The sequence below is a fragment of the Spiribacter sp. SSL99 genome (genome assembly GCF_009805925.1).
Taxonomy (GTDB): Bacteria; Pseudomonadota; Gammaproteobacteria; order Nitrococcales; family Nitrococcaceae; genus Spiribacter; species Spiribacter roseus.
In genome coordinates this window covers 24,987-45,031 of the sequence record NZ_MAOM01000019.1, presented here as the reverse complement: position 1 = coordinate 45,031, position 20,045 = coordinate 24,987, and the positions used below count along the sequence as shown (strand labels likewise).

At 68.3% G+C, this 20,045-nt stretch carries 16 protein-coding genes; 14 read left to right on the top strand and 2 right to left on the bottom strand.

Annotated features, from left to right (window positions below):
- Positions 1-7: 7 nt before the first annotated feature.
- Positions 8-1,306 (top strand): citrate synthase, encoded by a 1,299-nt coding sequence (locus BA899_RS07630; protein WP_144347081.1) that lies wholly within the window; start codon positions 8-10, stop codon positions 1,304-1,306.
- A 3-nt stretch (positions 1,307-1,309) separates the two neighbouring features.
- On the opposite strand, the gene BA899_RS07625 is transcribed toward BA899_RS07630, so the two are convergent.
- A complete protein-coding gene (locus BA899_RS07625; RefSeq protein WP_144347080.1) occupies positions 1,310-1,933 on the bottom strand; it encodes a hypothetical protein in 624 nt (207 codons plus the stop codon).
- Positions 1,934-1,950: 17 nt separating this feature from the next.
- Positions 1,951-4,248, bottom strand: a complete 2,298-nt coding sequence (locus BA899_RS07620; RefSeq protein ID WP_159300244.1) for a penicillin-binding protein 1A — start codon at positions 4,246-4,248, stop codon at positions 1,951-1,953.
- 93 nt (positions 4,249-4,341) lie between these two features.
- Here BA899_RS07620 and pilM point away from each other — a divergent pair, with 93 nt between their 5' ends.
- From pilM to aroE, 13 genes are all read left to right on the top strand, one after another.
- Complete coding sequence (gene pilM / locus BA899_RS07615; protein ID WP_159300243.1) at positions 4,342-5,283, top strand: type IV pilus biogenesis protein PilM; 942 nt, start codon at positions 4,342-4,344, stop codon at positions 5,281-5,283.
- A complete protein-coding gene (locus BA899_RS07610; RefSeq protein WP_159300242.1) occupies positions 5,267-5,833 on the top strand; it encodes a hypothetical protein in 567 nt (188 codons plus the stop codon). The genes pilM and BA899_RS07610 overlap by 17 nt, the downstream gene beginning before the upstream one ends.
- Positions 5,823-6,719 (top strand): type 4a pilus biogenesis protein PilO, encoded by an 897-nt coding sequence (gene pilO / locus BA899_RS07605; RefSeq protein ID WP_159300241.1) that lies wholly within the window; start codon positions 5,823-5,825, stop codon positions 6,717-6,719. Before BA899_RS07610 ends, pilO begins: the two co-directional genes overlap by 11 nt.
- Before the next feature lie 3 nt (positions 6,720-6,722).
- A complete protein-coding gene (gene pilQ / locus BA899_RS07600; protein ID WP_159300240.1) occupies positions 6,723-7,832 on the top strand; it encodes a type IV pilus secretin PilQ in 1,110 nt (369 codons plus the stop codon).
- Positions 7,829-8,362, top strand: a complete 534-nt coding sequence (locus BA899_RS07595; RefSeq protein WP_144347074.1) for a shikimate kinase — start codon at positions 7,829-7,831, stop codon at positions 8,360-8,362. Before pilQ ends, BA899_RS07595 begins: the two co-directional genes overlap by 4 nt.
- Positions 8,352-9,446 (top strand): 3-dehydroquinate synthase, encoded by a 1,095-nt coding sequence (gene aroB, locus BA899_RS07590; protein WP_110882370.1) that lies wholly within the window; start codon positions 8,352-8,354, stop codon positions 9,444-9,446. Before BA899_RS07595 ends, aroB begins: the two co-directional genes overlap by 11 nt.
- Positions 9,439-10,611 (top strand): deoxyguanosinetriphosphate triphosphohydrolase, encoded by a 1,173-nt coding sequence (locus BA899_RS07585; RefSeq protein ID WP_159300239.1) that lies wholly within the window; start codon positions 9,439-9,441, stop codon positions 10,609-10,611. The genes aroB and BA899_RS07585 overlap by 8 nt, the downstream gene beginning before the upstream one ends.
- Before the next feature lie 182 nt (positions 10,612-10,793).
- The gene (gltB, locus tag BA899_RS07580) at positions 10,794-15,248 is read left to right on the top strand and encodes a glutamate synthase large subunit (RefSeq protein ID WP_159300238.1); all 4,455 of its coding nucleotides are present in this window, start codon (positions 10,794-10,796) and stop codon (positions 15,246-15,248) included.
- 7 nt (positions 15,249-15,255) lie between these two features.
- Entirely contained in the window at positions 15,256-16,662 is a 1,407-nt protein-coding gene (locus tag BA899_RS07575; protein WP_159300237.1) for an FAD-dependent oxidoreductase, read from the top strand.
- Positions 16,663-16,676: 14 nt separating this feature from the next.
- On the top strand, positions 16,677-17,741 hold the full coding sequence (gene hemE / locus BA899_RS07570; RefSeq protein WP_110882366.1) for a uroporphyrinogen decarboxylase: 1,065 nt from the start codon (positions 16,677-16,679) through the stop codon (positions 17,739-17,741).
- Complete coding sequence (locus BA899_RS07565) at positions 17,734-18,189, top strand: NUDIX domain-containing protein (RefSeq protein ID WP_148121578.1); 456 nt, start codon at positions 17,734-17,736, stop codon at positions 18,187-18,189. Before hemE ends, BA899_RS07565 begins: the two co-directional genes overlap by 8 nt.
- On the top strand, positions 18,179-19,195 hold the full coding sequence (gene hemB / locus BA899_RS07560) for a porphobilinogen synthase (RefSeq protein ID WP_110882364.1): 1,017 nt from the start codon (positions 18,179-18,181) through the stop codon (positions 19,193-19,195). Before BA899_RS07565 ends, hemB begins: the two co-directional genes overlap by 11 nt.
- 25 nt (positions 19,196-19,220) lie before the next feature.
- Positions 19,221-20,039: a shikimate dehydrogenase gene (aroE, locus tag BA899_RS07555; RefSeq protein ID WP_148121576.1), complete on the top strand. Its 819-nt coding sequence runs from the start codon at positions 19,221-19,223 to the stop codon at positions 20,037-20,039.
- The last annotated feature ends 6 nt before the right edge of the window (positions 20,040-20,045 follow it).

Sequence of the window (20,045 nt, the reverse complement as noted above, 5' to 3'; positions counted from 1 at the left end):
CGTCTCGATGGCCGACAAGACCGTTACCATCACCGACAACGAGACCGGCCGGCGGGCGGATATGCCGGTACGCCAGGGCACCCACGGCTCTGACGTCATCGACATCCGCTCACTGCAGAGCGATCTCGGCTACTTCACCTACGATCCGGGCTACGGCACCAGCGGCAGCTGCCAGAGTGACATCACCTTCATCGATGGTGAGCGCGGCATCCTGCTGTATCGCGGTTATCCCATCGAGCAGCTGGCCGAGCACGGTTCGTTCCTCGAGGTCGCGCGGCTGCTGATCCACGGTGATCTGCCGAATAAGCGCGAGCTCGAAGAGTTCGACGAGGCCATCACCCGGCACACGATGGTCAACGAAAGCCTGCGGATCTTTTTCAACGGTTTTCACTACGACGCCCACCCAATGGCCATGCTGACCGGCGTGGTCGGATCGCTGTCGGCGTTCTACCACGACGCCATGGACATCACCGACCCCGAGAGCCGCCTGCTGTCGGCGCACCGCATCATCGCGAAGATGCCCACCATCGCCGGCGCCTCGTTCAAGCATATGGTCGGCGAGCCGTTCGTCCACCCGCTCAACCGTCTGTCCTACACCGGCAACCTGCTGAACATGCTGTTCGCGCGACCCAGTGAGGACTACGCGATCAACCCGGTGGCCGAGCGTGCCCTCGATCAGCTGCTGATCCTGCATGCCGATCACGAGCAGAACGCCAGCACCTCCACGGTGCGGCTGGCCGGCAGCACCGGGACCAACCCGTTCGCCGCCATCTCGGCCGGCTGCGCCGCCCTCTGGGGCCCCGCCCACGGCGGTGCCAACGAGGCGGTGCTCAACATGCTGAGCGAGATCGGCAGTGTCGAGCAGGTGCCGAAGTACATCGAAAAGGCCAAGGACAAGAACGACCCGTTCCGGCTGATGGGCTTTGGTCACCGGGTCTACAAAAACTACGACCCGCGGGCGACGATCATCCGCAAGACCTGCCACGAGCTGCTCGATGAGCTTGGCGTCGGCAACGACCCGCAGCTCGAACTGGCCATCCGGCTTGAGGAGATCGCCCTCGCCGATGATTACTTCGTCGAGCGCAAGCTCTACCCCAACGTCGACTTCTACTCGGGCATCATCTACCGCGCCCTGGGGATCCCCAAGGAGTTCTTCACGGTGCTGTTCGCCATCGGCCGCACGCCGGGCTGGATCGCCCAGTGGATGGAGATGCTCTCCGACCCCGAGCAGCGCATCGGTCGGCCGCGCCAGCTCTACACCGGCCCGGCCCGCCGCGACTATATCCCGCTGCACCGCCGCGGCTGAACCCTAGTCGACGGCGCTGGCGTCCTCGGCGATCAGCGCCTCGACGTCGCGACGGCTCGCCCGCTGCATGGGCCGGCCGTCGATCGGGCTTTTCGGCGGCTGATGATTGCCGCGCCCCGCGAACACCGCCACCGTGATCGGCGTATCGCCGGCGACGAAGTGGTGCACGGGAATCGTCTCGTAGTCATCCTCGAACCGAAACCGCTTTTCCTGGGTATCGAAAGGGATGTCGTGATCCATGAGAAAGAACACGACGTCCTCAGGGGTTTCGGCGAAGCAGTGCAGGTCCACGGCGCTCTGATCACCGGCGGTGCCATCCAGCACCGAGCCCGTCAGCCGCGGCCGGAACGCCGCGAAAAACGTCATCGCCTCGAGGGCCGCCTCGCGCAGCGACTGCAGGGCCGTTAGCTGGCGCTCGCCGCCGAACAGCCGCTGATAATCCTGCAGGGCGGCCTGAATCTCGCGGTTCTGCGGCAGATTGGTGGTCCGCGGGGCGTTCAGCTGCAGCGCCGCCTTGCGCTTCGCGATTGAAAAGTCCCGGATCCCTTCCACCGCCATGATGCGGGCCGACTCCTGAACCAGGCGCTCGCGCATGCGGGCATCACGGTTGGCTTTTCCTCGGGCCATGGGGGTGTACTCCCAGATCAGAACAGGGGGGTGTCCGCTTCCCCGCCGCTGCCCGACGACCCCTCGTCGCTGGGCGCCGGTGGCGGCGGGAGATTCTCGGTACGGAACGTCTCGTAAATGGCGTCGGGGGCGTCACCGCTGACCCGCTCACCGGTCTCGGGATCGATCTTCACCGTCACCAGACCATTAGGCCGCGACCACTCGGATGCCGGCCGCCCCGCCAGCGCCTCACCCATGAAGTCCATCCAGATGGGCAGGGCCGCCCGGCCGCCGGTTTCATAGCGGCCCAGGCTCTGGCGCTCGTCAAAGCCCACCCAGACCGTCGCGACCAGGTCAGCGTTGAACCCCGAGAACCAGGCATCGTTCTGGTCATTGGTGGTGCCGGTCTTGCCGGCGATGTCCGAGCGGCCCAGTTCCCTGGCCCGCCGGGCGGTGCCCTCCTCGACCACATTGCGCAGCATCGAGCGCATCAGCCAGGCGTTGCCGGCGCTGATCGCCCGGCGCCGCTCGGCGGATTCAGTCTTCGGGGCTTCATGCACGGTTTCGCCGTCGTTATCGACGATGCGCTCGATGACATGCGGCTCGACGGCATAGCCGCCGTTGGCGAACACCGCATAGGCCCGCGCCAGCTCAAGCGGCGTGACCTCGGCCGCCCCCAGCGCCAGCGACAGGTTGCGCGGCAACCGCCCGCGAGGCAGGCCAAAGCGCTCGAGGTGAACCAGTGTGGGGCTGATGCCGATCTGGCGCAGCACCCGGATCGAGACCAGGTTGCGGGAGCGGGTCAGGGCCTCGCGCAGGCGGGTCGGCCCGAACACGCGGCCGCTGTAGTTCTCGGGACGCCAGACGTCCTCCAGCGCGGCATCCGTGAACACCACCGGGGCATCGTTGATCAGCGTCGCCGGTGTCAGGCCGTTGGCGAGCGCCGCCGAGTAGATCAGCGGCTTGAAGGCCGAACCGGGCTGGCGGGCGGCCTGGGTCACGCGGTTGAACTTACTGAATGAAAAGTCATAGCCGCCCACCAGCGCACGGATGCCGCCGGTATCGGGATCCAGCGCCACAAGACCGCTCTGGGGCTCAGGCGGCTGGGCCAGGCGCCAGCCGTCATCCGTCTCGCGGGCGTGCACCACATCCCCCACCGAGAGCACCAACTGCGGTCGCGCCCACTGCATGCCCGCCTCGGGCAGCGCGATCCGTTCGTCCGCGGCGGTCAGCAGCGTCGCGCCCTCATCATCGACCCCGGTCACTACGCCCACGCGAAGCGCCCCCGGGCGCGGAAACCCGGACAGCCGATCCAGCAGGGCCTCGCGCGGCCCGTCGATGAGCGCCGGTTCAAGCTGCGCGAGTGGGCCCCGGTAGCCGTGACGCTCGTCATAGGCATGCAGCCCCGAGCGCAGTGCCCGACGGGCCTCGGCCTGGCGATCGGCGGCGACGGTGGTGTAGACCGAATAGCCCTCGGTGTAGGCGGCGGTGCGACCAAAGCGCTCGACCACCCGGGCGCGCGCCATCTCCGCGACATAGGGCGCATCCACGCGGCTCTGGCGGCGATGCCGGTCCGCGGTGATGGGCGCCGCCATGGCAATGTCGTAGCGGTCCTGGTCGATCACGCCGGTGGCGAGCATGCGCCCCAGCACATAGGCCCGGCGACTCAGGGCCTCGTCCGGATCGGCGAGCGGATTGGAGGCCGACGGCGCCTTGGGCAGCCCGGCGATCATCGCCTGTTCGGGCAGCGTCAATTCCGCCAGTGGGCGGCCGTAGTAGGCCTCGGCCGCCGCCGCCACCCCATAGGCACGCTGACCCAGGTAGATCTTGTTCAGATACAGCTCGAGGATCTTGCGTTTGTCGAGCTCCTGCTCGATGCGCAGCGCCAGAAAAATCTCGCGGAGCTTGCGCAGATAGGTCTGTTCCGAGCTGAGGAACAGGTTGCGGGCGAGCTGCATGGTGATGGTGCTGCCGCCCGGTCCTTTCTCGCCGGTGCGAACCAGGTACCAGACCGCCCGGGCGATGCCTTCATAATCAACGCCGGGATGTTGATAGAAGCGCTGATCCTCGGCGGCGATGAAGGCCTCCACCATGCTCGGCGGGATGGCTCCAAGGCCGACGGGCGTCCGCCGCACTTCGCCGAACTCGTCGATGAGCTCGCCCTCGGCGGTGTAGACGCGCAGCGGCACCTGCAACTCGACATTGCGCACCGACTCAACGCTGGGCAGCCCGGGCGCCAGCACGATGTAGGCGGCAATCATGCCGCCGGCCGCCAAGAGCCCTAGCGAGGCCAGCCCCGCCAGCATTTGCAGTGAGCGCCGAATGATGACCGACATGAACCTTCTTGCATGCACTGACCCGTCGAGGGCCGAGTATATCACCGCCGGCGGCGGCGACGGGGCGCCGGGGCCCACCACATCATGATGCCAGTGCGACGCCGGAGCCGCGGAGGCCCCGCCGTCATCGGCATCGACTGCGGCACCACGGCGGTCAAGGCCGTTGCGCTGCGCCGGGCCGGCGGGCGGATGATCCTCGCCGGCCATGCCATCGAGCCCTATCCGGCCGACGACCCGTCACCCGCCTCGGTGGCCGCGACCATCGCCACGGCCGCCCGGCGCGCCGCCCCCGACGCGCGACTGGCCGCCACTGCGCTGGCCGACGAACAGGCCATCACCCGAGTGATCAAGGTCCCGGCGGGTCTCGACGAGGCGGCCCTCGAGACCCGGGTCCAGCTCGATATCGAGGCGACCCTCAAACAGTCCCCCCAGGCGCTGGCGTTTGACTTTCGACGACTCGCCGCCGAGCCCGACGGGGATCAGCAGGCCGTTCTTGTGGTGGCCGCCCGGGACAAGGCCATTGCCGAGCGGCGGCGTCAACTCAAGGCAGCCGGACTGCGCTGCCAGCTGATCGACCTCGACGCCCATGCCAGCGTTCGCGCCGCGTTGCGGGACGATCGCCTGCCGCTCGGCCCCACCAGCGCCCCGGTCGCGCTGCTTGATATAGGGGCGCGCCTGCGACTGGGCATCTTCGATCGTCAGCGTCTGCACTACTGCCAGACCCACGAGCTGAGCGATACGCCGGGCGACAGCGACTGCCTGCGCCGCATTGAGCAGGCCCTCGCCATGCACCACGGCAGTGCCTCAACCCGCGTCCCCGATGCCATGGCCCTCATCGGCGGCGGCGCCAGCCAGACGCTGGCGGCGGCCATTGCCAGCCGGCTGGGCAGCGACTGCTACCTGCCGGACCCGCTGCGCGGCCTGGAACTGGCCGACGCCGGCGATGCCGATGCATTCGCCGCCGACCAGTCACGGCTTGTCACGGCCATCGGGCTGGCCCTTCATGCCGGAGACCGTTATGCCCATTGGCGTTAACCTGCTGCCCTGGCGCGCCCGACAAGCCCGCCGGCGGCGTTGGCGGCTGGCGCTGATCGGCCTTGGCGGGGGCCTGGCGGGGCTGATGGCCCTCGCCATCATCGCCACCCGCGTCGATCAGCAGAATGCCGCGGACCGGGCGCATCAGGCCGAGCTCGAGGCGCAGCTCGCCGAGCTTGCCCCGGCGATCGAAGCCCAAGGTCGCCTCGAGCGCACCCGCGAGCGCCTCGATGCCCGCCATGCAGTGACTGAGACACTGGGCGAGCAACGCCGCCGCGCGCCGGATGCACTGACCCAGACGCTGGCCGCGCGCCCGCCGACGATCGCCCTGACCCGGTTGCGGATCCACGCCGAAGAACGCGTCATCGAGGGCCACAGCCGACAGCCCGATGCCCTGCCGCGGCTCATCGACTCGCTGCGTGCCGCGCCGGCGTTCGCCGGGTTTCACCTGCAGCGGCTGACTCACCTGGCCACCGAGGGCGGGGAACGCCGCGGGTTCCGGCTGACCCTGACGCGCCCGTCAACGCCGACGGTGGACGATGACGGTTAAAGCACTCAAGACCGCGGGCGTGGGGCTGTTACTGGGGCTGATCGCCGGCTGGCTGATTGCCCTGCGACCGGCGCTGGCCGAGCGCGACCGGCTGGCCGAAAGCCGCGCCCCCCTTGCCCAGCGTCTGGATGCCGAGCAACGCCGCCTCGCCGACCGCAAGGCGGTCACAGCGGCGATCGAGCGGCGGCGCAGCGCCCTCCGCCATCACCCCATGCGCCTGCCGGCAGCAGCGGATGAGTCCCGGCTGGTGAGTCATCTGGCGGGACTGGCTGCCGACAACGGCGCACGTCTGGTCGACATCGAGCCCGGCACCACCCGAGCGACGCCCGCCTACCATCAACGCCGCCTGGTGGTGCGCCTCAACGGCGGGTGGACGCCCCTGATGCGGTTTCTGGCCGGCGTCGAGCAGACCACCCGCGGGATCGCTCTGACCGGCCTCGAATTCAACGATGGCGATGCCGATGCGCAACCGGGCGGAATCGTCCTGACGCTGAACCTGGACGTCTACTGGCAGCCGTCGGTGCCGGGGGCGTCCCAGCCCGCGGAGACCAGCGCGGGCTGGATCGCCGAAACCCCGCGACCGGATGCCGTGCCCCCGGGGAGGCCGCCGGCCAATCCCTTCGCCAGCGCCCGCCCCTCCATGCCCATCGCCGACACCGATATCCGCTACATCGGCCGGATCATCCGCGGCGATCGGCAGTGGGCACTGATCCGCCGGGCCGACGGTCCGCTGCAGCGACACCAGCGCGGCGACCCGATCGCCGGGCTGGGGCAGCTGGCGCGCATTCAATCCGGTGCGATCAGCGTAGCGCCCGGCCCCAGCAACCCCGACGCCCCCATGCGGATCATTCCCCGACAGCCGGGACCGCCATCGGCAGGAGAATAGCGGATGCCCCTTCCCCTCATCCGGCCGCTACCCGCGGCGCTCATCGCCCTGATCACGCTGCATGGCGTGGCCCTGCCCGCGGTCGCCCAGCCGGTTCAGCTGGACGTCGACTCGGTGACCCTGCCGGAGGTGCGCGAGCACGTCGAAGCCATCACCGCCGAGCCGGGGCCCGCCACCGACGCGCCGGCCACCACGCCGGCACGGACGGTGTTCATGCCGATCCGTTATGCCAATGCCGGCGAGCTCGCCAGTCTGCTCGACGATGCGCGGGTCAGCGTTGATGGGCGCACCAACACCCTCATCATCCGCGGGTCGGATCGCGCCATCCAGCAGGCCCGGACGCTGGTCGAGCGTCTTGATGTGCCGGTGAGGCAGGTGCTGATCGAGGCGCGGATCGTGATCGCGAGTGACGATTTCAGTAACGAGATCGGCGTGCGCTTCAATGCCGCGCGTCGCAATCAGACCGGCGACACCCGCATCACCAGCGGCGGCACGCTGGATGCCGACGGCCTGATGGTGGATCTGCCCGCCAGCAATGTCGCCGGCGGCGCCGGGGTGGCCATCGGCAAGATCGGCAGCTACCTGCTCGAGCTCGAGCTCTCGGCCATGGAGAGTGAGAACAAGGGCGAGATCATCTCAAGCCCACGCGTGGTCACTGCCAGCAACCAGCAGGCCGAAATCAAGCAGGGCGTGCAGATCCCCTTCGAGCAAGCCACCTCCAGCGGCGCCACCAGCATCGCCTTCCGGGAAGCGGTTCTGGGGCTGGTGGCGACACCCCAGATCACCCCGGATGACCAGGTGCAGCTGACCCTGGCGATCAACCAGGACAGCCGCGGCGAGGAGACCCCGGAGGGCCCGGCCATCAACACCCAGGCGGTGCGCACCCACGTGCTGGTGGCCGACGGCGAGACCGTGGTCCTCGGCGGCGTGTTCGAACAGACGCGCCGCGATGGCGTGCGCCGCGTCCCCGGACTGTCGGATCTGCCACTGGTGGGACAGCTCTTTCAGCGCCGCACCGCCGTCAACGACCGCAGCGAATTGCTGATCTTTGTCACACCCCGCATCCTCGAGGCTCCGGGCACACCCACAAACGCGATAGAATCAGAACCATGAGCAGGATTGACCGGGTATTCCTCGTCGGCCCCATGGGCGCGGGCAAGAGCACCATCGGCCGCCGCCTGGCGGCGCGGCTGGCGCTGTCGTTCGTCGACCTGGACGCCGCCATCGAGGCGCGGACCGGCGTCGACATCCCACGCATTTTCGACATCGAGGGCGAGGCCGGCTTCCGACGCCGCGAGTCGGAGCTGCTTGAGACACTGACCCGGCAGCCGCGTACCCTGCTCGCCACCGGCGGCGGCGCCGTGCTCGACCCGGCCAATCAGCGCTGTCTGCGCGAGCGCGGCCAGGTGGTCTATCTGCGCGCCGATGTGGCCACGCAGATCGCACGCACCCGGCATAGCGATCGCCCGCTGCTACGCGGCGACGACCCGGCCGGACGGCTGGCGGCGATCCTCGAGGCACGAGCGCCGATCTACGAAGCCATCGCGGATATCAGCATCGATACCCGGGATGGATCACCGGAGCGGATCGCCGAGCAACTGGCCCGGCGACTGCAGCAGACGGAGCCCTCGCATGACGGATGAACCCCGCCGCGTCGACGTCGCCCTGGGCGAGCGCAGCTACCCCATCCTGATCGGCCGCGGCCTGCTCGATGATCCCCGCTGCCTGCGCGATTCCATCGACGCCCGCGAAGTCATGGTGGTCAGCAACGAGACCGTCGCGCCGTTGTACCTCGACCGACTGCGTGCGGCATTCGCGGACCGTCGCCTGGCCAGCGCCTGCCTGCCGGACGGCGAACAGGAAAAACAGCTCGAATCGATGCTGCCGGTGTTCGACACCCTGCTGGTCAACGGCTTCAGCCGCGACTGCCAGGTGGTGGCCCTGGGCGGCGGCGTCATCGGCGATCTGGCGGGGTTCGTCGCCGCCACCTACCAGCGCGGGGTGGGCTTTGTTCAGGTGCCCACCACGCTACTGGCCATGGTCGACTCATCCGTGGGGGGCAAGACCGGCGTCAACCATCCCCGCGGCAAGAACATGATCGGCGCCTTCCACCAGCCCCGCGCGGTCATCGCCGATCTGGCCGTGCTGGACAGCCTGCCGCAACGGGAGCTGCGCGCCGGCATGGCCGAGGTCATCAAGTACGCCCTGCTGGGCGACGCCGATTTCCTTGCCTGGCTCGAAGCCCACCTCGACGCGGCGATGGCGCGCGATCCCGCCACGCTGGCCCATATCGTCGAGCGCTGCTGCCGTAACAAGGCCGCCATCGTCGCCGCCGACGAGCGCGAGGCCGGCCAGCGTGCCCTGCTCAATCTGGGGCATACCTTCGGCCATGCCATCGAAGCGGCCCGCGGCTATGGCGATTGGCTGCATGGCGAGGCGATTGCCGCCGGCATGTGTATGGCGGCGCGCCTGTCCGCGCGGCTCGGCTGGATCAATGCCCGCGACCGCGACCGGGCCATCGCCCTTATCGAGCGCGCCGGGCTGCCGGTGCATGCGCCCGCCGACATGGGCGCCGGGCGCTTCCGCGAATTCATGGCCCGCGACAAGAAAAACCGCGACGGCGCGTTGCGCCTGGTGCTCTTGCGGGCCCTGGGGGACGCCACGGTCACCGCCGATTATGACCCCGATGCCCTCACCGCAACACTGGAGGCGGAAGGCCATGACTGAGCCGGCCAGTGACCCCCTCGGCCTGGCGGCGTTTGCCTGCCGCCCGTCCACCAGCCGCGGCCGGCGTCATGCGGACAGCCGCCCCGACCTGCGCAACGCCTTTCAGCGCGACCGCGACCGGATCATTCACAGCGCGGCATTCCGGCGCCTTGAGTACAAGACCCAGGTATTCGTCAATCACGAGGGCGACCTGTTCCGGACGCGCCTCACCCACAGCCTCGAGGTGGCGCAGATCGCGCGCACCATCGCCCGGGCACTGGGCCTTAACGAGGATCTGACCGAGGCGATCGCACTGGCCCACGACCTGGGCCACACGCCCTTCGGACATGCCGGGCAGACCGCGCTCAACGACTGCATGGCCGAGTACGGCGGGTTCGAGCACAACCTCCAGTCGCTGCGCGTGGTGGATCAGCTCGAGACCCGCTATCCCGAGCACGATGGGCTCAACCTGACCTTCGAGACCCGCGAGGGACTGGTCAAACGCTGCCCGCTCGCCCATGCCGAGCGGCTGGGCGATGTCGGCCAGCGCTTCATCGACGGGACCCAGCCATCTCTCGAGGCGCAGCTCACCAACGTCGCCGACGAAATCGCCTACAACAGTCACGACGTCGATGACGGCCTGCGGGCCGGACTGCTGGATATCGATGCGCTGCGCGAGGTGGAGTGGATCGACGCGCTCGACCGCCATGTCGAAGCCGAACATCCCGCCCTCGGCGGCCGGCGGCGGGTCTATCGCATCGTCCGCGAGCTGATCGCCGGGCAGGTGAACGACCTGCTGACCACCAGCCGCGAGCGGATCACCCGGGCCAACCCCCTCGGACCCGACGATGTGCGCGCGAGCGGGCAGCCACTCATCGCCTTCAGCCCCGGCATGCAGGCGCGTCATCGGGCGCTCAAGGATCACCTGATGGCCAACCTCTACCGGCACTACCGGGTGCACCGCATGACCACCAAGGCGGACCATGTGGTCCACAGCCTGTTCGAGCGCTTCATGGCCGACCTCCAACTGCTGCCCCCGGAGTTCGCCGAGAGCGCCCGCGAGCGGGCCGGGCGCAACGGCCGACGCGGTCAGGCACGGGTGATTGCGGACTATATCGCGGGCATGACCGACCGCTTTGCACTGGAGGAATACGAGCGCCTGACCGACCCCGCCAAGCTCACCTGACATTGCCGCAAAACGCCGCCCGCGCTATATTGTCCAACCATTTGCCCGCTGACATGGAAGTCGCACATTGATTGAGGACGTCAACTGCTGGCGCCGCCGGAGGCGTCGTCCGCACCGGGCCCCGATGCGGCCCGAACGCCGGGCGACGCCCAACTCCAGCCAATAACAGAGAGGCAGTTAGCGTGGAGCAACTACCCTTCAACGGTCCGACGCTCTATCAGCCGGAATTCGAGCGAGACAACTGCGGCTTTGGCCTGATCGCCCACATGGACGGCCAACCCAGCCACTGGCTGCTGGAAACGGCGATTTCCGCCCTGGCGCGGCTCACGCATCGCGGCGCGGTCGCCGCCGACGGCAAGAGCGGCGACGGCTGCGGTCTGCTGATCAAGCCGCCGGTGGCGTTCATGCGCCAGGCGGGCGCCGCAGCGGGCATCGATCTGGCCGAGCGCTTTGCCACCGGCTGCGTGTTCCTGTCCCGCGACGCCGAGGCGGGCCGCCATGCCCGCAGCGTGCTCGAGCATGCACTGGCCCACTACGAGGTGCCGGCGGCGGGCTGGCGCGAAGTCCCGGTCGACACCAGCGCCTGCGGCGAACAGGCCCTGGCGACGCTGCCGGACATCGCCCAAGTGTTCGTCAACACGCCCGATGACATGGAAGAGTCCGAGTTCGAGCGGCGCCTGTTCATGGCGCGCCGGCGTGCCGAGAAGGCGCTGGAGGGCGTCGATCCGGTCTTCTATATCCCGAGCCTGTCGGCGCGGGTGCTCTCCTACAAGGGCCTGGTCATGCCGGAGAACCTGCCGGTGTTCTACAAGGACCTGCAGGATCCCTCCCTCGAGACCTCGCTGGCGGTCTTCCACCAGCGCTTTTCCACCAACACGCTGCCGCAGTGGCGGCTGGCGCAGCCGTTCCGCTATCTCGCGCACAACGGTGAGATCAACACCATCCAGGGCAACCGCAACTGGGCCATCGCCCGGGCGTACCGGTTCAGCACCCCGCTGCTGCCCGACATCGAGGCGATCCAGCCGCTGGTCAACCTGACCGGCTCGGATTCCTCGAGCCTCGACAATATGCTCGACGTGCTGATCACCGGCGGCATGGATATCTTCCGGGCCCTGCGCCTGCTGATGCCGCCGGCCTGGCAGAATGTCGAGACCATGGACGCCGACCTGCGCGCGTTCTACGAATTCCACTCCCAGCATATCGAGCCCTGGGACGGGCCCGCCGGCATTGTCCTCACCGACGGCCGGCATGCCGCCTGCGCCCTCGACCGCAACGGCCTGCGACCGGCGCGCTGGGTGATCACCAAGGACCGCCATATCACGCTGGCCTCCGAAGTGGGCGTGTGGGATTACGATCCCGATCAGGTGGTCGAAAAGGGCCGTCTCAAGCCCGGCGAGATGCTCGCGGCGGACACCGAGACCGGCAACCTGATCCTGCCCGAGGACGTCGACGAGCGGCTCAAGAACCGCGCGCCCTACAAGCGCTGGCTGGCCGAGCACTCCCGCGATGTGCCCTCGGTGGGCGACACCGGCGAGTCACGTATCGGCCACTCGCTCGACACCTATCAGAAGCAGTTCGGCGTGACCTTCGAGGAGCGTGACATCGTCACCCGCGCACTGGCCCAGGGCGGCCAGGAAGCGGTCGGCTCCATGGGTGATGACACGCCGATGCCGGTGCTCTCGCGCCAGGTGCGGCCGCTCTACGACAACTTCCGCCAGCAGTTCGCGCAGGTGACCAACCCGGCCATCGATCCGCTGCGCGAGCAGATCGTGATGTCGCTGGAGACCGTGTTCGGCCCGGAGAAGAACCTCTTCGAGGAGGTCGAGGATCATGCCCGGCGCCTGGTGCTCGACTCGCCGATCCTCTCCGACGGCAAGTTCAGCGGCCTGATCGAGGCCCATCGCGAAGGCGAGTGCGTCCACCACATCGACCTCAGCTTTGCCGCGGACGGTTCGCTGGAGGCGGCCATCCATGCTATCCGCGACGAGGCGGCCGAGGCCGTCCGCGGCGGCGCCACATTGCTGGTGCTCACCGACCGAGAGCTGGCCCGCGATCGCATCCCGGTGCATGCCCTGCTCGCCACCGGCGCCGTTCACCATCACCTGGTGCGCACCGGTCTGCGCTGCGACACCAACCTGGTGGTGGAGACCGGCACGGCCCTCAACAGCCACGAGTGCGCGGTGCTGATCGGTTACGGCGCCACCGCGGTGTACCCGTATCTGGCCTTCGAGGTGGTGCAGGATCAGCTGCGCACCGGCGAGATCAAGGGCGCGGAGCTCTCCGACCTGCTGCGCAACTATCGCAAGGGGCTGAACAAGGGGCTCTACAAGATCCTCTCGAAGATGGGCATCTCGACGATCACCAGCTATCGCGGCGCCCAGCTCTTCGAGATTGTCGGCCTCGGCGACAGCGTGGTGGACCTGTGCTTCACCGGCACCACTTCGCGCATCCAGGGCGCGGATTTCGCGGACCTCGAGGAGGACCAGCGCAGTCTCCACGAACAGGCCTGGCGGGCCAGCGTGCCCCTCGCCCAGGGTGGGCTGCTCAAGTACGTCCACGGCGGTGAGTATCACGCCTACAACCCCGATGTGGTGGCCGCCCTGCAGGAGGCCGCCTACACCGGCGATTACGCCCGTTATCAGGCGTACGCCGAAACGGTGAACACACGCCCGGTGGCCGCCATGCGCGACCTGTTCCAGGTCACCGACCAGACACCGATCCCGCTCGACGAGGTCGAGCCGCTCGAGAACATCATCCGCCGCTTCGACTCGGCCGGGATGTCACTGGGCGCGATCTCGCCCGAGGCCCATGAGGCCCTGTCGATCGCCATGAACCGCCTCGGCGGGCGCTCCAACTCCGGCGAGGGGGGCGAGGATGCCCACCGCTTCGGCAACGAGCGGATGTCCAAGATCAAGCAGGTGGCCTCGGGCCGCTTCGGCGTCACGCCGCATTACCTGCGTAACGCCGAGGTACTGCAGATCAAGGTCGCCCAGGGTGCCAAGCCCGGCGAGGGCGGACAGCTGCCCGGGCATAAGGTCAACGAGATGATCGCCCGGCTGCGTTACTCGAAGCCCGGGGTGGCGCTGATTTCGCCACCGCCGCATCACGACATCTACTCCATCGAGGACCTCGCCCAGCTGATCTACGACCTCAAGCAGGTCAATCCGCAGGCGCTGGTCTCGGTCAAGCTGGTGGCGGCGCCCGGTGTCGGCACCGTCGCCGCCGGCGTGGCCAAGGCGTATGCCGACCTGATCACCATTGCCGGCCATGATGGCGGCACCGGCGCCAGCCCGCTGACCTCGGTCAAGTACGCCGGAACGCCCTGGGAGCTGGGCCTCACTGAGACCCATCAGACGCTGCGCGCCAACGACCTGCGTGGCAAGATCCGGCTGCAGACCGACGGCGGGCTCAAGACCGGGCTCGACGTCATCAAGGCAGCCATCATGGGAGCCGAGAGTTTCGGCTTTGGCACGGCACCGATGATCGCCATGGGCTGCAAGTACCTGCGCGTCTGCCATCTCAACAACTGCCCGACTGGCGTGGCGACGCAGGAGAAGGTCCTGCGGACCAAGCACTTCATCGGTACCCCCGAGCGGGTCGCCAACTACTTCACCTTCGTGGCCATGGAAACGCGGGAGTGGATGGCGCGGCTGGGAATCCGCTCGCTCGAGGAGCTGATCGGCCGGGTGGATCTGCTCGAGCAGCGCACCCCCGAGACGGCCCGGCAGGCCAAGCTCGATCTCTCGCCGATCCTCTCCGACGGCGGGCTCGATCCGGCCAAGCCCACCCACTGCGTCACACCCAGCAACGTGCCGTTCGACCGCGGCGAGCTCGCCGAGCGCATGGTCGCCGACGCCCTGCCGGCCATCGAGTCGGCCTCGGGCGGGGTGTTCGAGTACGCGGTGCGCAACGACGACCGCTCCATCGGTGCGCGGCTGTCCGGCGAGATCGCCGTCCGCCACGGCAACCTGGGCATGAGCGGCTCGCCCATCCGTCTTAACCTCTCCGGCAGCGCCGGTCAGAGCTTTGGCGTGTGGAATGCCGGTGGGCTCAACATGGTGCTCGACGGTGATGCCAACGACTACGTCGGCAAGGGCATGGCCGGTGGCAAACTGGTCATCCGCCCGCCGGCAGGCAGCGGCTTCGCCAGTCAGGACACCACCATCATCGGCAACACCTGCCTCTACGGGGCCACCGGCGGCAAGCTGTTTGCCGCGGGCCTGGCCGGTGAGCGGTTCGCGGTGCGCAACTCCGGCGCCCATGCGGTGGTGGAAGGCGTCGGCGATCATGGCTGCGAGTACATGACCGACGGCGTGGTCTGCGTGCTCGGGCCGACGGGGCTCAACTTCGGCGCCGGGATGACCGGTGGGATCGCCTTCGTACTGGACATGGACAACCAGTTCGTCGATCGCTACAACCACGAGCTCATCGACATCCGCCGCGTCCAGACCGAGCCCATGACTGCGCATCGGGAGTTCCTGCGCGATACCATCGCCGAGTACATCGACGAGACGGGCTCGCCCTGGGGGCAGGAGATCCTCGACAATTTCCGCGATTACGTCGGCTGTTTCTGGCTGGTCAAGCCGCGGGCTGCTGACATCAACGAGGTACTGAGCACGCTGCGGCAGGCAGCCTGAGAACGCTATGGGTAACTACTTCCAGTTTATCGACGTCCCGCGTCAGGACACCGAGAAAGAGCCGGCGCGTGCCCGGGTGCAGAAGTTCACCGAAATCTACGGTGACTTCAGCACCGAGCATGCCGCCGCCCAGGCCGACCGCTGCGTGGAGTGCGGCAATCCGTACTGCGAGTGGAAATGCCCGGTCCACAACTACATCCCCAACTGGCTCAAGCTGATCGCCGAGGGCAACCTGTTCGAGGCCGCCGAGCTCTCGCACAAGACCAACACCCTGCCCGAGGTCTGCGGCCGGGTGTGTCCGCAGGACCGGCTGTGTGAAGGTGCCTGTACGCTGAACGACGGCTTCGGCGCCGTGACCATCGGCTCGGTCGAGAAGTACATCACCGACGAGGCCTTCAAGCAGGGCTGGCGGCCGGATATGACCGGCGTGGTCCCCACCGGCCGGCGGGTGGCCGTCATCGGTGCCGGCCCGGCCGGCCTGGGTGCCGCCGACATCCTCGTGCGCAATGGCGTCGAGGCGGTGGTCTTTGACCGCTATCCCGAGATCGGCGGGCTGCTGACCTTCGGGATTCCGCCGTTCAAGCTCGAAAAGGAAGTCATCGCCAAGCGCCGCGAGATCATGGAGTACATGGGCGTCGAGTTCCGTCTGGGCGTGGACGTCGGCACCGACGTCACCTACGCCGAGCTCGAGCGCGAGTACGACGCGGTCTTCCTTGGCATGGGCACCTACACCTACATGCGGGGCGGTTTTCCCGGCGAGGACATGCCCGGCGTCTACGAGGCGCTCCCCTATCTGGTCTCCAACATCAACCGGCTCATGGGCTTCGAGAAAAGCCCGGAAGAGTTCGTTGACATGGCCGATCAGCGCGTGGTGGTGCTGGGTGGCGGCGACACGGCCATGGACTGCAACCGCACCGCCCTGCGTCAGGGCGCGAGCAGCGTGACCTGCGCCTATCGACGCGACGAGCAGAACATGCCCGGATCGCGGCGCGAGGTCTACAACGCCCGCGAGGAAGGCGTCGACTTCCGCTTCAACCGTCAGCCCGTCGAGATCGTCGGTGATGGCCAGGTGGAGGGCGTCAAGGTGGTCGAGACCCGCCTCGGCGCCCCCGACGAGCGCGGTCGCCGGCGCCCCGAGACCGTGCCGGGCAGCGAGGAGATCATCCCCGCGGACCGCGTCATCATGGCCTTCGGCTTTCGCCCCGATCCGCCGGAATGGTTCGACGAGCACGGCATCGGCGTCGACGAGCGCGAGCGGGTCCGCGTCAAAAAAGGCGGCAAGCACCCCTTCCAGACCGACAATCCCAACGTGTTCGCCGGCGGCGACATGGTGCGCGGCTCGGACCTGGTGGTCACCGCCGTCTATGAAGGCCGCGAGGCCGCCAAGGGCATCCTCGCCTACATGGGCGTCTAGGCCGGCCCGTGGTCATGAGCGAACTGCACAACGACCGTCTCCTGCGGGCCCTCGCCCGCGAGCCCGTCGACCGCACCCCGGTCTGGATCATGCGCCAGGCCGGGCGCTACCTGCCCGAGTACCGCGAAATCCGCGCCCAGGCGGGCAGTTTCATGAACCTGTGCCGCAATCCCGAGCTTGCCTGCGAGGTGACCCTGCAGCCGCTGCGGCGCTTTGACCTGGATGCCGCCATCCTGTTCTCGGACATCCTCACCGTGCCCGATGCCATGGGCCTGGGGCTCTATTTTGAGCCCGGCGAGGGCCCGCGCTTTGAGCATACGGTGCGTGATGCCGCCAGCGTCGACCGCCTGCCGGTGCCGGATGTGGACGCCGAACTGCGCTACGTCACCGATGCCGTGAGCCGGGTCCGACAGGCGCTGGAGGGCAGCGTCCCGCTGATCGGCTTCGCCGGCAGCCCCTGGACGCTGGCGACCTATATGGTCGAGGGCGGCAGCAGCAAGGACTTCCGCCATATCAAGGCGCTCGCCTACGACGAGCCCCAGGTCATGGCCCGTCTGCTCGAGAAAACCGCGCGCGCCGTCACCGCCTATCTCAACGCGCAGATCGAGGCGGGTGCCCAAGCGGTGATGATCTTTGACACCTGGGGCGGCGCGCTGGCGCACGATGTCTATCCGCGGCTGTCACTGCAGTACGCCCAGCAGATCATCGACGGGCTGATCCGCAGCCGCGAAGGCCGGCGCGTGCCCGTGACCTTCTTCACCAAGGGCGGCGGCATCTGGCTCGAGACCATCGCCGACAGCGGTGCCGACGCGCTGGGCATCGACTGGACGCTGTCAATGGACGAAGCGCGGCGCCGGGTGGGCGATCGCGTGGCCCTGCAGGGCAATCTCGACCCGAGCATTCTCTACGCGCGCCCCGAAGTCATCCGTCGCGAGGTCGAACGCGTGCTGCGGGAGTTCGGCCCCGGCAGCGGTCATGTCTTCAACCTCGGTCACGGCGTACACCCCCAGATCCCCCCGGAACATGTCGAGGCCATGGTCGATGCCGTCCGCTCTCTGAGCCCGGCCTGGCATGACTAGACAGAACCCGCGCATCCTGTCCGCCGGCGTCGTTCTGGTGCGCGCGGAACACCGCCGCTGGCGGTTTCTGCTGCTGCGCGCCTACCAGTACTGGGACTTCCCCAAGGGCCGGACCGAAACCGGCGAGACGCCCCTCGAGGCCGCCCGGCGCGAAGTGGCCGAGGAGACCGGCATCACCGACATGTGGTTCAACTGGGGCGAGGACTACACCGAGACCGGTCCCTACGCCCGCGGCAAGGTGGCGCGCTATTACCTGGCGGAAACCCCCATCCGCGAAGTGACACTGGGTATTGCCCCTGAGCTTGGCACCCCCGAACATCACGAATGGCGCTGGGTGGACCAGCCCACGGCCTATCGCATCACCGCGCCCCGGGTGCGGCGGGTGCTGGACTGGGCGGTGGCCCGCCTGCCCGAACAACCGAGCGGAGGATTCAAAGGTGACGCATGAATCAGCCCACGGGCCGGGATTTCCCGCCAGCCGTCCGCGGCGGCTGCGGCGCGACGACGCCACCCGGCGACTGGTGCGCGAGAACGGCCTGTCGGTCAACGATCTGATCCAACCGGTCTTTGTCATCGAGGGCCACGATCACAGCGAACCGGTGCCATCCATGCCCGGCGTCGAGCGCCTGACCCTGGATCGCCTGCAGGCGGAAGCCGCCGAGCTGGAGCGGCTGGGGGTGCCGGCCATCGCCCTGTTTCCGGTCACGCCGGCGGCCGCCAAGAGCGATGATGCCGCCGAGGCCTGGAATCCGGAGGGGCTCGCACAGCGCGCAGTCCGCGCCATCAAGGCCCGGACGCCGGAGATTGCCGTGATCACCGACGTCGCCCTTGATCCGTTCACCGTCCACGGCCAAGACGGGCTGCTGGATGCCAATGGCTATGTCGCCAATGACATCACCCTGGAGGCACTGGTCCGCCAGGCGCTGTCGCATGCGGCGGCCGGGGCGGACATCGTTGCCCCATCGGATATGATGGATGGACGGGTCGGCGCCATCCGCCGGGCACTTGAGGCCGATGGCCACCCCGAAACGCGCATCCTTGCCTATGCCGCCAAATACGCATCGGCCTTCTACGGGCCATTCCGCGACGCGGTCGGCTCGGCCGGCAATCTGGGCGGCGGCGACAAGCGGACCTACCAGATGGACCCCGGCAATGGCGCCGAGGCGCTCCGCGAGGTGGGGCTCGATCTGGCGGAAGGCGCCGACATGGTCATGATCAAGCCGGGCATGCCGTATCTGGATATCATCCGGCGGGTGCGTGAGCGCTTCGACGTGCCGACCTTCGCCTACCAGGTCAGTGGTGAGTACGCCATGCTGAACGCCGCTTTCGACAACGGCTGGCTCAGCCGCGAGGCCTGCGTGATGGAGTCGCTGCTCGGTTTCAAGCGGGCCGGCGCGGATGCCATCCTGACTTATTTCGCGAGGGACGTTGCCGGCTGGCTGGCCGAGCACTGAACGCCCCGACCTATCGGAGGTCCCCATGGATTCCTATGCCGTTTTCGGCCACCCCATCGATCACTCCCTGTCACCGCGCATCCACGCGCTGTTCGCCGAAGAGACCGCCCAGCAGATCGAGTACACCCGGCGCGAACCACCACTCGATGGACTCGCCGAGGCGATCGCGGCCTTTCGCGCCGAGGGGGCGCATGGCGCCAACATCACGGTGCCGTTCAAGGAACAGGCCTGGGCGCTGGCCGACCAGCGCAGTGACCGGGCCGAGCGGGCCGGTGCGGTCAACACCCTGATCTTTGGCGAGAGTGTCTATGCCGATAACACCGACGGCGAGGGACTCATCAACGACCTGCGCAACAACCTGGGCGTCGGCCTTGCCGGCAAGCGCATCCTGCTGATCGGTGCCGGCGGCGCCGCGGGCGGCGTGCTGATGCCGCTGCTCGACGAGAACCCGGCCACTCTGGTGATCGCCAACCGCACCCCCGAGCGGGCGCAGACCCTCGCCCGGGCCTTCGCCGACGCCGGCAGCATCGAGGGCTGCGGGCTCGATGACCTGAGCGGCGAGCGCTTCGAAGTGGTCATCAACGCCACCTCGAGCGGGCTCGAGGGCGACGTGCCCGACCTCCCGGCGAGTATCGTCGGCGACGGGGCCACTGCCTTCGACATGCTCTATGGCGCCGAGCCCACGCCGTTCCTGCGCTGGGCCGAAGCCAATGGCGCCTATCGCACCCGTGACGGACTGGGCATGCTCGTCGAGCAGGCCGCCGGGGCCTTCGAGCTCTGGCGCCGCATCCGGCCCAGCACCGCTCCGGTGATCGAAACCCTGCGCAACGACACCCGTCCCTGACCCGCG

Coding starts and splice junctions, on each gene's coding strand:
- BA899_RS07630 (WP_144347081.1), top strand. CDS start 8: ATGGCCGACAAGACCGTTACCATCACCGACAACGAGACCGGCCGGCGG.
- BA899_RS07625 (WP_144347080.1), bottom strand. CDS start 1,933: ATGGCCCGAGGAAAAGCCAACCGTGATGCCCGCATGCGCGAGCGCCTG.
- BA899_RS07620 (WP_159300244.1), bottom strand. CDS start 4,248: ATGTCGGTCATCATTCGGCGCTCACTGCAAATGCTGGCGGGGCTGGCC.
- BA899_RS07610 (WP_159300242.1), top strand. CDS start 5,267: ATGCCCATTGGCGTTAACCTGCTGCCCTGGCGCGCCCGACAAGCCCGC.
- pilO (WP_159300241.1), top strand. CDS start 5,823: ATGACGGTTAAAGCACTCAAGACCGCGGGCGTGGGGCTGTTACTGGGG.
- pilQ (WP_159300240.1), top strand. CDS start 6,723: ATGCCCCTTCCCCTCATCCGGCCGCTACCCGCGGCGCTCATCGCCCTG.
- BA899_RS07595 (WP_144347074.1), top strand. CDS start 7,829: ATGAGCAGGATTGACCGGGTATTCCTCGTCGGCCCCATGGGCGCGGGC.
- aroB (WP_110882370.1), top strand. CDS start 8,352: ATGACGGATGAACCCCGCCGCGTCGACGTCGCCCTGGGCGAGCGCAGC.
- BA899_RS07585 (WP_159300239.1), top strand. CDS start 9,439: ATGACTGAGCCGGCCAGTGACCCCCTCGGCCTGGCGGCGTTTGCCTGC.
- BA899_RS07575 (WP_159300237.1), top strand. CDS start 15,256: ATGGGTAACTACTTCCAGTTTATCGACGTCCCGCGTCAGGACACCGAG.
- hemE (WP_110882366.1), top strand. CDS start 16,677: ATGAGCGAACTGCACAACGACCGTCTCCTGCGGGCCCTCGCCCGCGAG.
- BA899_RS07565 (WP_148121578.1), top strand. CDS start 17,734: ATGACTAGACAGAACCCGCGCATCCTGTCCGCCGGCGTCGTTCTGGTG.
- aroE (WP_148121576.1), top strand. CDS start 19,221: ATGGATTCCTATGCCGTTTTCGGCCACCCCATCGATCACTCCCTGTCA.